Origin of the sequence: Castellaniella sp., from assembly GCF_049650445.1 — a bacterium.
GTDB lineage: Bacteria > Pseudomonadota > Gammaproteobacteria > Burkholderiales > Burkholderiaceae_B > Castellaniella.
This window is the reverse complement of sequence record NZ_JBASAD010000034.1, coordinates 39,441-53,182: the sequence shown is the minus strand read 5'-3', so window position 1 is coordinate 53,182 and position 13,742 is coordinate 39,441. Positions and strand designations below refer to the sequence as shown.

14 protein-coding genes are annotated in these 13,742 nt (G+C 65.1%); 5 read left to right on the top strand and 9 right to left on the bottom strand.

The window, feature by feature from the left end:
• Nucleotides 1-26: 26 nt before the first annotated feature.
• From WA983_RS11710 to WA983_RS11700, 3 genes are all read right to left on the bottom strand, one after another.
• Nucleotides 27-782 carry a hypothetical protein gene (locus WA983_RS11710; protein ID WP_424247708.1) on the bottom strand — a complete coding sequence of 252 codons (756 nt, stop codon included), beginning with the start codon at nt 780-782 and terminating at the stop codon, nt 27-29.
• A gap of 607 nt (nt 783-1,389) precedes the next feature.
• Complete coding sequence (gene bcsQ, locus WA983_RS11705; protein WP_424312074.1) at nt 1,390-2,115, bottom strand: cellulose biosynthesis protein BcsQ; 726 nt, start codon at nt 2,113-2,115, stop codon at nt 1,390-1,392.
• A gap of 183 nt (nt 2,116-2,298) precedes the next feature.
• A complete protein-coding gene (locus WA983_RS11700) occupies nt 2,299-3,075 on the bottom strand; it encodes an enoyl-CoA hydratase (RefSeq protein WP_424247704.1) in 777 nt (258 codons plus the stop codon).
• Between the two features lie 25 nt (nt 3,076-3,100).
• On the opposite strand from WA983_RS11700, the gene WA983_RS11695 reads away from it, so the two are divergent.
• From WA983_RS11695 to WA983_RS11675, 5 genes are all read left to right on the top strand, one after another.
• Entirely contained in the window at nt 3,101-4,885 is a 1,785-nt protein-coding gene (locus tag WA983_RS11695) for a M61 family metallopeptidase (protein ID WP_424312073.1), read from the top strand.
• A complete protein-coding gene (locus WA983_RS11690; protein WP_424248639.1) occupies nt 4,882-5,244 on the top strand; it encodes a dihydroneopterin aldolase in 363 nt (120 codons plus the stop codon). The genes WA983_RS11695 and WA983_RS11690 overlap by 4 nt, the downstream gene beginning before the upstream one ends.
• Before the next feature lie 20 nt (nt 5,245-5,264).
• Nucleotides 5,265-6,299 (top strand): tRNA 2-thiocytidine(32) synthetase TtcA, encoded by a 1,035-nt coding sequence (ttcA, locus tag WA983_RS11685; protein WP_424248637.1) that lies wholly within the window; start codon nt 5,265-5,267, stop codon nt 6,297-6,299.
• A 64-nt stretch (nt 6,300-6,363) separates the two neighbouring features.
• Entirely contained in the window at nt 6,364-7,230 is an 867-nt protein-coding gene (locus WA983_RS11680; protein ID WP_424252210.1) for a DUF4105 domain-containing protein, read from the top strand.
• On the top strand, nt 7,227-9,158 hold the full coding sequence (locus WA983_RS11675) for an esterase/lipase family protein (RefSeq protein WP_424312072.1): 1,932 nt from the start codon (nt 7,227-7,229) through the stop codon (nt 9,156-9,158). The genes WA983_RS11680 and WA983_RS11675 overlap by 4 nt, the downstream gene beginning before the upstream one ends.
• Before the next feature lie 8 nt (nt 9,159-9,166).
• On the opposite strand, the gene WA983_RS11670 is transcribed toward WA983_RS11675, so the two are convergent.
• From WA983_RS11670 to WA983_RS11645, 6 genes are all read right to left on the bottom strand, one after another.
• Nucleotides 9,167-10,165: a helix-turn-helix domain-containing protein gene (locus WA983_RS11670; protein WP_424252214.1), complete on the bottom strand. Its 999-nt coding sequence runs from the start codon at nt 10,163-10,165 to the stop codon at nt 9,167-9,169.
• A 147-nt stretch (nt 10,166-10,312) separates the two neighbouring features.
• Entirely contained in the window at nt 10,313-10,828 is a 516-nt protein-coding gene (locus WA983_RS11665; protein WP_424252216.1) for a cytochrome C, read from the bottom strand.
• Nucleotides 10,829-10,851: 23 nt separating this feature from the next.
• Nucleotides 10,852-11,385, bottom strand: a complete 534-nt coding sequence (locus tag WA983_RS11660; protein ID WP_424252218.1) for a methylamine dehydrogenase light chain — start codon at nt 11,383-11,385, stop codon at nt 10,852-10,854.
• Entirely contained in the window at nt 11,372-12,004 is a 633-nt protein-coding gene (gene mauD / locus WA983_RS11655) for a methylamine dehydrogenase accessory protein MauD (protein ID WP_424252220.1), read from the bottom strand. Before mauD ends, WA983_RS11660 begins: the two co-directional genes overlap by 14 nt.
• A complete protein-coding gene (locus WA983_RS11650) occupies nt 12,001-12,549 on the bottom strand; it encodes a MauE/DoxX family redox-associated membrane protein (RefSeq protein ID WP_424312071.1) in 549 nt (182 codons plus the stop codon). The genes mauD and WA983_RS11650 overlap by 4 nt, the downstream gene beginning before the upstream one ends.
• A complete protein-coding gene (locus WA983_RS11645) occupies nt 12,542-13,738 on the bottom strand; it encodes an amine dehydrogenase large subunit (protein WP_424249738.1) in 1,197 nt (398 codons plus the stop codon). The genes WA983_RS11650 and WA983_RS11645 overlap by 8 nt, the downstream gene beginning before the upstream one ends.
• Between the last annotated feature and the right edge of the window lie 4 nt (nt 13,739-13,742).

Here is a 13,742-nt window from a genome sequence, read left to right as displayed (position 1 = left end):
GTAAGAACTACCACACTGCCGGCCGCTTACCGGAAACTGACGTTCCCCTGGACCGTCACACCCTGCTGGGTCAACGCGTTCGAGCCTGTGTTCTGGCTCACGTTCATGATGCCGGCCGCACTGGCAAACGAGCTGTTGGCGATGGAATTGGACACGGTGAAGTTGCCGGCCGCACCGCCATTCGCGGAACCGCCATTGCCGCCTGCTGCGCCGTTGCCGGTGGCAGCCATGGCCAAAGCGCCACTGGCAACCGCTCCGATGGCAGCACCGCCGTTGCCCGCCTCACCACCCGAACTTCCGTTATCGCCGTGCTTCTTGTCGTCGAAAACGAAACCCTCACCGCCCCCATGATGGCCGCCGCCGCTGGCGCCAACGCTACCGCCGTTGCCGCCATCGCCACCGATGGCCTTGCTGTGCGCATGGGCGTCGGCATCGCCATTGTTACCTACGCCGCCGTAGCCACCGCCGCCGCCATTGCCGCCCATATTGCCGTTGATCCCATCGGAACCATTATTCTGCACGGTGCCATTCAGCGTGGTGGTTGCATAATACATTCTGAGAGACACATCACCCAATTTGACGGACGTCGCACTGGCATGATCCGTCGCGACGGCACTGTGGTCGTTGTCACGAACGTAATTGGCGATGCCCTGACTCTGGTGTTTGCCAGTATGCTGCTGACCCTCACCCCCATGATCACCGGCAAATACCGGGCCACTAACAGCCATTGCCAGGGCAGCCCCCACCCCGGTCGCAATCAGCGATGCTTTGAACTTTTTCATGATGACATGCTCCTACACTTAGACCTGCTGAACAGGTGGAAACTACTCTGGAAACAGTCGAAATGGCACATGATTCAAATTGCAGCAACTGGTCATTTCCCAACTGCGGCTACAGTATGCGCTCAATCAAAAGTTGGAATTAGAAAAAAAATTTATCGTTGCCAATTATCATAATTGTGTCCCAGGTAACGACATTCGGTATTTTCTGAAACCGATGTTTATCCTGAGTAACCAGATATGATGGAACGCATTCATGGAAACTGATACCCGGTTGAAGGCAGGATCGACGAATTTGCCGATTTTCCACACAGGAATTCAATGACCGGGAGACGCAGAATATTCACCGTCTGCCGGCATCCAGGCGCGGCGGCGCCGACCAGCCCCGCGCGCCCAGAGCGCACGGCAGCAAGTCTCTTTTTCAATATCAATTCATTCAAAAGGGCAATGCGCGATCACCGCAGGACGCAGCGATGCCGGCCACGGTGCGCGAGCACCGCACCCGATATTCCGGATTGGCGCACCAACGACTTATTCTGAGTTTATATTGTCAGGCCGCGTATATTACCGGGCCTATGCAACCGGGCCCATATCATGATTGACTGGATAATCAAGCTGCGACGGCATGGTGTGCCGACAGGCACCATTGCGCCAAAGACCGCGCGGCCTGGCTGGCGATCGCATCGGGCATATAACGGGTGACCGGCTTCTTGCTGGCCAATGCCTCGGGCAGGCTTTCGTCGGAATAAATGGTCTGGGGCAACACCCGTGCGCCATAGTGGTGCTGCCAACCCGTCAGGACGTCGCACTCCAAACGCCTGGTCGGATCGAAAGCATTGATCAACAGATAGCTGCTTGTTTCGAAATCGATCTGGGACAGCAATTCCCGGGCCGCCATATCCGGGTGCACCACCATCAAGTCCAGAGAACTGCGAAACCGCAGCGCGGACGCCATCCGATGCGGACAAGGCGGGCAATCGAACAACACCCAGTCAAAGTCCCGGCTCAGGCTCGGCAATACCTGGAGCCAGAAGTCATCGCCCCGCAACAAATGCGAGACGCCTGACTCCTCGATGGCCTTGCGCCCAAACGGCGCCAGCACCAGGCCGTTGTCCAGTTGGAACGCCTGCTGGCGCCATTCGTCCGGAAACAGGGAAGCCACCCACCCGCGACCGTCCGCATGAGGGATGTCGAAATGCATCCGCAAGAGATCGGACGCATTCAGATCCACCAGCAGCACGCGCTGGTTCAGCGCATGCAAGGCGTCCCCCAGCATGCCGACGATGGTCGTGGTGCCGCCCCCTCCACGTACCCCGGTCAAGGTCACAAGGTCCATGGCGTCCCCCTGAACCGATCAAAGAAAAATTGCATGACTTGATCTCCTGCCACTCACCGCAAATCTTGCACATTCACAACACTCTGTGTCTGATGACAATAAATGTTCTGCGTTTGTTGTGGCGTGGGGCAGATGCCCGATCAGCCATTCGGCCTAAACCATGGGGGGGACGGCTGAACCGGCCTAGCGGTGCTTGAAGTCCGGTTTGCGCTTTTCCACGAAAGCGCGCATGCCTTCTTTCTGATCCTCGGTGGCGAACAAGGCGTGGAAATTACGCCGCTCGAACAGCAGCGATTCGCTCAGCGGCGCCTCGTAGGCGCGGTTGATGCATTCCTTGGCCATCATGACGGCGGGCAGCGACATCGAGGCGATCGTCGTGGCGGCCTCGAGCGCCTCGTCCAGCAGGCGCTCGGCCGGCACGATGCGCGACACCAGTCCGGCACGCTCGGCCTCGGCGGCGTCCATCATGCGGGCCGTCAGCACCAGGTCCATGGCCTTGGCCTTGCCCACCGCGCGCGGCAGACGCTGGGTACCGCCATAGCCGGGAATCACGCCCAGCTTGATTTCCGGCTGGCCGAACCTGGCATTTTCGGCGGCGATGATGAAGTCGCAGAGCATGGCCAGTTCGCAGCCCCCGCCCAGAGCGTAGCCGGACACGGCCGCGATGAGGGGTTTGCGGGTGCGGCGCAGCGCGTCCCAGTTGCCGCCCAGATAGTCGGACTTGTAGACGTCCATGTAGGTCCAGTCGGACATGGCGCCGATGTCGGCCCCGGCGGCGAAGGCCTTCTGGCTGCCGGTCAGCACCATGGCGCCGATGCCGTCGTCGGCTTCGAAAGCGCGCACGGCGGCCGCCAATTCGTCGATGACCTCGTTGCTGAGGGCGTTCAGGACCTCGGGACGGTTCAGGGTCAGCAGGCCGACGCGGCCCCGGACCTCGACCTTGACGAACAATTCGCTCATGGTGCCTCCAAAGTAAACTACCGACATGAAAAATGAACAGATGATCCAATACCAGGTGCGGCTGGCCGACCCGGCCGGGCACCGCTACGCCATTCGTCTGACGATTCCGCGCCCCGATCCGGCCGGACAGAACCTGCGCCTGCCCGCCTGGATTCCAGGCAGCTACCTGATCCGTGATTTTGCCCGACAGATCGAAACTTTGCAGGCTTCGTCCGGCGGTGCCCCGGTGGTCTCGCGCAAGACCGACAGTCACACCTGGCACTGCGCCCCCTGCTCCGGACCGCTGACCGTGGACTACCAAGTCTACGCCTGGGATCTGTCCGTGCGCGGCGCACATTTCGACGAAAGCCACGCCTTCTTCAATGGCTGCAGCCTGTTCCTGGCCGTCGTCGGCCAGGAAGCGCAGTCCTGCCTGCTGGATCTGTGCCCGCCCACGCATGCGCGCGGCTGGCAGGTCTACACCAGCCTTCCCTCCGCCGCCGGACATCCCGACGCGGCCCCCTTGCGCGGCTTCGGTCTGTACCAGGCCCGCAACCACGACGAACTGATCGACCATCCCGTCGAAATCGGCACGCCGCAGTGCGTCAGTTTCGAGGCCCACGGCGCGGTCCACGATCTGGTCTTCACCGGCCGCGTACCCAATCTGGATCTGGAACGCGTCGCCGCCGATGCGCAAAAGATCTGTGCCGCTCAGATCGAACTGTTCGAACCCCGCACTCGCCGCGCACCGTTCCTGGATGGCGCCGAACGCTACGTGTTCCTGGTGACGGTCACGGGCGATGGCTACGGCGGTCTGGAACACCGCGCCTCCACAGCCCTGATCACCCGCCGCGCCGACCTGCCTGCCCGGGGCTGCACGGTGCCCGAGGGCTACGTCACCTTCCTGGGCCTGCTCAGCCACGAATACTTCCACACCTGGAACGTCAAGCGCATCAAACCCGCCGCGTTCGTCCCCTACGACCTGAGCCGCCCAGAGCACACGGAGCTGCTGTGGGTGTTCGAGGGCTTCACGTCCTATTACGACGATCTGATGCTGCTGCGCGCGGGCGTGATCGACGAGCCCGCCTACCTGAAGCTGGTCGGCCGCACCCTGGATCAGGTGCTGCGCGCGGGCGGGCGCCTGAAACAGTCCGTGGCGGAAAGTTCTTTTGACGCCTGGACGCGCTACTACAAGCAGGACGAGAACTCGCCCAACGCCCTGGTCAGCTACTACACCAAGGGCTCACTGGTGGCCTTGGGCCTGGACCTGGAAATCCGCCGCCAGTCCGACGGCGCGCGCAGCCTGGACGACGTCATGCGCCTGCTGTGGCAGCGCTATGGCCGCGACTTCTATCGGGGCCGCCCCCGAGGGGTGGCCGAAGACGCCATGCCGGCGCTGATCCACGCAGCCACCGGTGCCGACGTGACGGACTTCATCGCCCGCCACGCGCTGGGCCGCGAGGACGTACCCCTGAAAGCCGCCCTGGCCCGCGCCGGCATCGAACTGTCCGCGCAGCCCGAGCACACCCGTCCCACGCTGAACGTCCGCACCCAGGCGGACCCGGCGGGTCTGCGCCTGGCCACCGTCTACGAGCACGGCCCCGCGCACCGCGCCGGCTTGTCGGCCGGCGATCTGCTGATCGCCGCCGACGGCCTGCGCATCACCGACGCGGCCAGCCTGGACCGCCTGCTGGACGCGCGCCGGCCGGGCGAACGCCTGAGCCTGCACGTGTTCCGACGCGACGAACTGCGCCAGCATACGGTGCGGCTGGGCAAGCCTGCCGCCCTGCGCCACCAGTTGCAACGAGTCGGCAACGAGGCATCTGCATGAGCGCAAACACCCGGCGCGTGATCCTGGACGAGTTGCGCGTCCAGGCGCCCATCGGCATGCTGGATCATGAACGCCAGGCCCCGCAGCCGCTGGTGATCCGGGCGGAATTCGATACGGACGCCGCGCGACCCGTGGACGACGCGGACATTGGCACGGTGCTGGACTACCGGCTGCTGCGCGCCGCCCTGATCGAGGAAGCCACCCGCGCCCACACCGACCTGCTGGAGACCCTGGTGGACCGCACACTGGACCGCATCCTGCGCGACTTCCCGGCGGTCCTGGGCGTTAAAATCCGCATCTGCAAGCCGCAGGCCTTCGATGATTGCGCCGTCTGCATCGAACAGGCCCGCTGCCGCTGAACCCACCCCCTGCCCGCCCCATGAACACATTCTTTTCGGCGCAGTCCGCTGCGACTTCCTCCTCCGATCCGACCCCGACCGCTCCCACGCCGGAATCCGACGCACACGCCCTCCAGCGACGCAGCGTCAACGAGAACAAGCTCGTCAAGCGCCTGCTGCGCGAAACCGGCAAGGCGATCGGCGACTACGGCATGATCGAGCACGGCGACCGCGTCATGGTCTGCCTGTCGGGCGGCAAGGATTCCTACGGTCTGCTCGACATCCTGCTGACACTGCGCGAACGCGCGCCCATCGATTTCGAGATCATCGCCGTCAATCTGGACCAGAAGCAGCCCGGCTTTCCCGAGCACGTCCTGCCCGACTACCTGCGTGCGCGTGAGATCCCCTTTCATATCGAGAACCAGGACACTTATTCCATCGTCAAGCGCCTGATCCCGGAAGGCAAGACCACCTGTTCCCTGTGCTCGCGCCTGCGGCGCGGCATCCTGTACCGCGTCGCCCGCGAACTGGGCGCCACCAAGATCGCCCTGGGCCACCACCGCGACGACATCCTGGCGACCTTCTTCCTGAACCTGTTCTACGGCGGGCGCATGAAGGCCATGCCGCCCAAGCTGGTGTCCGACAACGGCGAACACGTCATCATCCGGCCGCTGGCCTACGTGCGCGAAAAAGACCTGGTCGCCTACGCCAGACTGCGCGAATTCCCCATCATCCCCTGCAATCTGTGCGGCTCCCAGGAAAACCTGAAACGCAAGGAAGTGGGCCGCATGCTGGAGGAATGGGACCGCCACTTCACCAACCGCACCTGGAGCGTGTTCCGTGCCCTGTCGCACGTAGTGCCCTCGCACCTGATGGACCCGGCGCTGATGGACTTCGCCGGCCTGAAGCCCACGGGCCAGGCCGACGCCGACGGCGACCGCGCCTTTGACGAGGAAGACTTCCCCCCGCCCTCCTTCGCGGCGGACGAGGACGGACACGACGAGGCCCCGGACGCGGACGGCCCGGCGGAACTGGTCGTCGCCCGCCCGCGCGTGCGCCGGCCGGACACGCCCTAACAGGCGCCGGGCCGGTGCGGACGCACACGCCGGGCACAGCGCATCACGAGACACGAGGCGCGCCATGACGATACGCTGGACACTCGCGCTGCTCGCCCTGCTGGCCATCCTGGCGGCGGCCTGGTGGGTCAGCATCAAGCCCTCGAACGACCGCGACTGGGCCGACGAGGTCTCCCGCACCCTGCGCGGCAGCGTGCGCGGCTCCCTGGTCACGCTGCACGACATCCGCGATTTCGACTGGCGCAGCGACACCGACTACACCGCGCGCTGGCATGACGGCGTCTACGACCTGGACACCCTGACGTCCGTGGACATGGCGCTGTCCTACTGGATGGGGCCGGCCATTGCCCACACGCTGGTGTCCTTCGGCTTCTCGGACGGGCGTCACCTGGTGTTCTCCGTCGAGATCCGCCGCGAGCGCGACGAGGCCTTTTCCACCCTGGGCGGTTTTATCAAGCAATTCGAACTGTCCATCGTGGCCGCCGAAGAACGCGACATCCTGCGCGTACGCGCCGGCCCCCGGGGCGAACAGGTGTTCCTGTATCCGGTCCACATGCCGCCGGACGCCCGGCGCGCCCTGTTCCTGTCCTACGTGGAGCGCGCCAACCGGCTCGCGGACGAGCCGCACTTCTACCACACGCTGACGGCCAACTGCACGACCCTGGTCTACGACATGGTCCGCCCGCTGGTGCCCGGCCTGCCGATGGATTACCGGCTGATCCTGTCGGGCTACCTGCCCGAATATCTGTACAAGCACAGCGGCCTGGATACGAGCCTGCCGCTGGACACCCTGCGCGCCCGGGCCGACATCACGCAGCGCGCCGGACAGCCGGAAGCCGCACAGGATGCCGCACGGGTCTTTTCACGGCGCATCCGGGCGCCGCAACCGGCCGCCGGCCCCGCGCAGAACAGCACGGGCCCTTCACCATGAACGCCTCTCGCACCGAACGCAGAGGCGCGGCCCTGGCCCATTTTCCGCGCAGAATCGGCCTGCTGTTGATGATCGGCCTGATGGGCCTGCTGGTCGGCTGCGCCGGCGTGCGGATCAAGCCCGTCAGCACCCAGGAATTCATTGCTCAGCATCGGGGCGACATCCTCAGTTCCGGCACGCTCAGCATCGCCGCCCGCAACACCTTGTCCATCGTCGGCCAGGACCCGGCCCCCTGCCGCCTCGATCCCTCCCTCTGCATCGGGGCGCTGTTCAACCCGACGGGCCTGGACGAGGAGCAGCGGCTGTCGGCGCTGGCGGAACTCTGGCTGGTCCAGGCCTTGAATCAGGGCCGATCGGACGACTCGACCGGCCTGGACCCCTACCTGCAGGCAGCCCGGTACGCCTACGCCTATCTGTTCTACACCTCGCGGCCGCCTGCGCGGCGAGCCTTCGAGGACCGCCAGACCCAGGTCCGCGACTACTACAACTATGCCACCGAGCAGGTGTCCCTGCGAGCATACCGCCATTATCAGACTCATCCAGGCGAGGCTCCGCTCAACGGCGCGGCGCTGCAGACCGCGGAATGGCGGCTGCGCATCCGCAACGCCGACGTGCGCCTGCCCGAGGGAGAACGTCTGCCCGACGAACTGATTCCAGCCAGCACGCTGACGTTCCGGGGCCTGCGCAGCATCTACCGGCGCGACGGTCTGGGTGCCGAACTGGTCGCCGTCACCCAGTCCAATCGCGAGGACACGGGAAATTTTCCGCATCCCTGGAGCGAGCCTGCCTTCCCGGCCGTGACCGCCGTGCTGTCCTTTCCCGGAGGCGACCTGGAGGCCATCCTGCGCGCCCGCGAAGCCACGCTCAGGGTCTACGATCCCTACAAGCACGACGCCATCCGGCTGGCGGGCGATACGGTGCCGCTGGCGGCCAATTTCACCTCCGGCTACGGCCTGTGGCTGGCCCGCTCGGATTTCGCCAGCCAGGCCATCCGCAACGTCCTGGGCAGCGCGGACGGCCTGCGCGAGCCGCACATCTATCTGCTGCAGCCCTATGACCCCAAGCGGCGCATCGTCCTGATGCTGCACGGCCTGGCCAGCAGCCCGGAGGCCTGGGTCAATGTGGCCAACGAAGTCCTGGGCGACGAAGATTTGCGCCGCAACTACCAGATCTGGCAGGTCTACTACCCCACCGGCCGGCCGCTGGCCTACAACAACCGGGCCATTCGCCAGACGTTCCAGGCCACCCTGGATCATTTCGATCCCGATCATACGGCCCCGGCAGGACGCGACATCACGCTCATCGGCCACAGCATGGGGGGCGTTCTGGGCCGCCTGCTGGTGTCGTCCTCGGGCAGCGTCCTGCACGACGCCATACAGGCCCGCTACAGTCTGGAGCCCGAACAGCAGGCCCGCCTCCTCAACGACTACTCCGGCCTGCTGTATTTCACACCGGTCTCAGGCGTCAGCCGCGCGGTCTTCATCGCCGCGCCACATCGCGGCACCGCCTACGCCAACAACCACCTGGCGCGATTCGCCTCGTCGCTGATCCGCCTGCCCCTGGCGATTTTCCAGGATCTCAGCGGCCTGACCCGCATGACGCAGCGGGGCCAGGCCCAATACGACCGGGCCCTGATGTCCAACGGCATCGACAATCTGAGCGACCAGGACGGATACCTGCGCCTGAGCAACGCCATGGCGATCTCACCTGCCGTGCGCTATCACAGCATCATCGCCCGCCGCTCGGAGGACGGTCCCCTGGAAGACTCTGACGACGGGCTGGTGCCCTGGCGCAGCGCTCACCTGGAAGGCGCATCATCGGAAAAAATCATCCCGGGCACGCACAGCATCCAGGAAACCCCGCCGGCCATTCTGGAAGTCAGGAGAATCCTGCACGAACATCTGCGGGCCCTCGAGCCGGATCGCTGAGACCGCGATTACGGGGCCGGGCGTGCGTGCCGGGCCCGCCATTCGCTGGGCGACCCCCCGAAGCGGCGCCGGAAGGCGTGGCTGAACACCGAGGTGTCGATGAACCCATGTGCATACGCCAGTTCGCCGATCTGCCGGGTACAGGCGGGGTCCGCCAGCAGATCCCGGCACCGCTCCAGCCGGGCGCCCAGGATATAGTCCGCCGGGGTCAGCCCCCGGGCGGCAAACAGCTTGTACAGATAACGGCGGGACATCCGGAAACGCTGCGCCAGCGTATCGGCGTTCATCCCGCTGTCATGCAGGTGTTCGTGCACGTGGCGCAGGATGACGCGCAACTGTCCCTGGCGGACTTCCTCGAGGCTGGAGGCGCCGCCGCCATCGGCATGCTCGCCCAGGCTGAGCGCGAACAGCCGCATCACGGTCGAGGAGACCTCGAAGGCCAGCGCCGATCCCAGCGCCGGCCCCTGCGATACCAGCGCCCGCAAGGCATCCATGGCGACCCGCGCGCTGCCGTGCTCCGAACCGAAGCGCCGGGCAAGCTGGGACTGGATGCAGGGTTCCCACACGGAGAGCACGTGGGCCGGAACCTGCAGCACGAGAAAATGCGCGCTCGGTTCCTCGCAGATTTCGTAGGGCCGCGACGTGTCGTAGATGCCCCAGTCGCCCGGGTCGAGCAATGCCGAACGGCCATCCTGCTCGATCTGGGTGCGGCCGGAGAGCTGGACGCTGAATTTGTATTGTGCGTTCTCGGAGCGGCTGGCCAGCACGCGTGTGCGCCGCACCCGCTGCGCCGCCGTCACCAATTCGGAGACCTGGAGACAGCCGAGCATCTCGTTGGCCGCCAGGTTGCGGAACGCGCCCGTGCTCCTGGCCTCGACCTCCAGGGGCACGAAATGCTCGGAGATGCTGTCCGCCCAGGCGCCGCGCGTGTCGAAGCGCCGCAATGGCGTGCTCAGCCACGTGGGCTTGAACGGGGGCGCCGCGGACTTGGGCATAGGCGCGGACATGGTGTCGATCCTCACTTCCTGACTATCGGGAAATCTAGCCTCCCGGCACAATTCCGGCTAGCGGGACAAACCCCTAGCCGGACAGCCCCGAAGCCGAGTGACGATCGAATCCACGCACGCCGGGAAAGGGGTGGCGCTCCCGTGCGCTCAGTTTGACCCATAGAGATACGGGGCTGGCGTCAGGCCCAGCTTCTGAAGCTTGGCTTCCAGTTGCCGGCGCGAGGCCACCACGTCATCGAAGCGATAGGGCCGGACCGCCCCGACCTCGCCGGCCGTGAAAGGCCTGAAGTCGGGTGCCACCGCGTCCGGACTGTAGTTGGCAACCATCCAGTTCAGCACGTCCGCGAGCTCGGCGTTGCCCAATTGCGACTGGGCGGCACCCGGCACGCGGATCATGTATTCCCGGCCTTCGGGCAGACGGGTGAACAAGCCGATGGAGTTGAGAAAACTGGGCACCGCATTGCGGGCCACGCCCTGGCCGTCGTAGCGGTGACAGCCCCCGCAATTGAGCATGTAATCCTTGTAGGCCGACTGGCTGGCCGCCATGGATTCGAGCATCGCATGCGGGGCGGACGCGGCCTCTGCGGCCCAGACCGGGACCGACGGGGCCAGCCCCAGGCAAAGGAACAGACCAGCCCGGAACCCGCGTACGTACTTGGACATGATCCGCTCCCCCTTCTAGAAGGTCAATTCTTGCCCAGCCCCACGATGGTGGAGACGGTGCAATGGTAGGTCGTGTTGCTGTTGGCCATGCACCAGTTCACATCATTGTGCAGGAAGAACTCGTAGCCCGGCCGTTCACGCACCTGGCCGCCGCAGTAGCACCGGCCGCAGGCCGTCTTGCCGCAACAGTCATGGTAGCTGACCAGGTAGTCCTTGCCATCCTTGGGATTGTGGCAGGTGCCGACCCACGAGATGGGCGAGGGCTCGCTGCCCGGCGGGCAGGTCGTCGCCGAACCGCCGCAGCAGGTGCACAAAAAACCGTCCACCGCGCAATAGCGCCAGTAATCGCAGGAAGAGAGTTCCGCCTCGGTCGCGGTGTCCAGGTCCGTCTTGGGCGCCGATTCCGCAGCCTTCGCGATCCGGGCGACCGGCAGGACCGGCATGACGAAGGCCGTCCCGACGAACACCTTGCCGATCGAACACAGCACGCTGCGCCGCGACGAGGCATGGGCCACCTTGCGTGTCAGGGATTCACCAAAATGATCAAGCCATCGCATTGCCATTCTCCTTGCGAGTAATTTCCTGGACCGTCGTGCCGCGCTCCAGCCATTCCTGGGCCGAGGCCACACCGATCTCCTTGGCCGTGAACAGGCTTTCGAGCTGTTCACGGGAATTGATCAGGCCCTTGGCCCGAACGACGCCCTGCTCATCGAGCAAAATGGCATAGGGCAGCTTGCTGACCTGGAAACGCATGCCGATCTCGGTGGACAGCGCGTAGGGGAAGGCTTCCAGGCCGGCCTTGCGATAGAAGGCCAGGTGCTCGGGCATCTCGCCGTCGCTGGCCAGCACGATGTCCAGCCAGGCACCCTCGGTCCGCGCCACCGATTTCAGGATGGGCAGCAGCTTCTTGCACACCGGGCATGTGGGGGACACGAAGAACAGCAACTGACCACGCCCGCCGCCATGACCGATGCGCAGGGGACGGCCCAGCAGGTCGTCGAGTTCGAACCGGGGCGAGGCGGCGCCCACCGCCGGTCCCTTGTCGATGGTCAGGGCGCCCATCGGGGCGACCCGCTCGTACAGGACGCCAATCTGCCGGGACAAGGCCAGCACCACCAGCAGCAAGGCCAGCGTCACGACCCACAACACAATATTCGATACGATCAATGCCGTCATGATTGACTCCTTTTACGCATCTCGAGGTGAGATGCGAGCAACTGATTGAAAGCGAGGTAGAGGCCGAGCAGGGCCAAGGACATGCCGAAGAAGGTGACGCCGTCCAGCCAGACGAGGTCGCGCGCCGCAGCGCCGCCGCCCTCCGGCCAGGCCAGCAGGGCCAACAACGCCAGCAGGCCATTGCGCGCCACGACCCACCAGGACAGGCTGGTCGGCGCCTGGGACAGGCCGCCGCAACCGCAGTCGATATCGGTGCGGCCCCGCAGCAGGTTCACGGTGACGCCCAGCGAGGCCGCCGCCAGGACGGCCAGCGCCACGGCGACACCCGCCGCACGCGCGGCGGGCCACAGCAACAGCCCCCCCGCCAGCAACTCAGCCGCAATGAAGACGAGAGCGAACGGCCGGTGCAACACGGCAGGCAGCAGGCGGTAACCCGCCACGGCCGCCTCGAACCCGGTCCAGTCCCGCAGCTTGTGCAAGGCGCCCAGCCAGAAGATCGCCGTCAGCACCGCCAGCGCGGCATATGCAATGACAGGATCACCCATTGCCGCCTCCCGCATAACCCATCAGTTGCAAGGAAGCCTCGGCCGCCTCCGGGATCGTCAGGACTTCTTTGGGCTCGGGCTTGGAGATGTCATAGACGTTGACGTTCCCACCGTCGATGGTCAGCAACTGGGGCTTCTTGCCCGGGATGACGGACATGGACAACGCACTCTTGCCGGGCACACGGGCGATACGCTTGCGGGTCTTCAGATCGTAGACCCAGATCTCGGCAGCAGGATTCTTGTGCGAGCCTTCGACACCATCCGGGTGCATGAAGATGTACAGGCGCTCGCTGTGCGGCTCGACCGCCAGCAGGTTGTAGCCGCCCGGAACCCAGTGCTTCGCCCGGTCTGCGTCATCGAGCAAGGACCAGACGGGGTCGAATTTCATGTCGCCGTCCTTTTGCGGCCTGGCCGTGTAGACATTGCCATAGAAGGAGACGAACACCAGCGCGTTGGACAGGCGGCCCGGGGTGATGAAGACGGGATCGTCCTTGACCGGGAACATGGGCTCGCTGCGCTTCTGGGACGCCACCTTGCCGTCGTCTCCCAGCGCGATCGTCAGCAGGGCACCGTCGCCGCAGACCGTGGAGAAGCTGCGCGGCGTACCCGGGACGGGAATGATGCTCCAGCAGCCTGCCGTGGCGGTGATCTCATCGGCGAAGGCGTTTTTCCGCATGTCGACCACGCTGACCGAAGCAGCCGGCGTGGCATTCTGCACCAGGACGAAATGGCCGTCCCCCGTCTGGCGGAAAATGCCGTCGTAGTTCAGTGAGCCGGCCCGCTTGGGCGGAATCTTGATCTCCCGCACGAAGCTGAGCGTCTCGTTATCCCAGACTTCAACCACGTCCGTGCGTTCGCCGCGCGTGACGCGCTCGAAGTACGTGGTGGTGACATAGATTTGCTTGCCGTCCTTGGAAACCTGGGCCTGGCCGTTGAACGCGGTGGGGATCATCCCCAGGAGTTTCCCGGTGCTGCGATCGAACTCCTTCAGACGGCTGTCGGTCAGGTGGAAAAACACCGAATCCATCACATAGATGCGCTGGTCCGGGGCGACCTTGACTGAATGGCCGCCGGTCAATTGCTCAACGGGTAGCGGCGGAGCGGCCTGGACACCTGAGGCGGTGCCCAGCAGCAACGCCGCCGACAGCAGGCTCAGCCCGGTCGAGATCCTGAATACTGGTTTTTTCATGGCA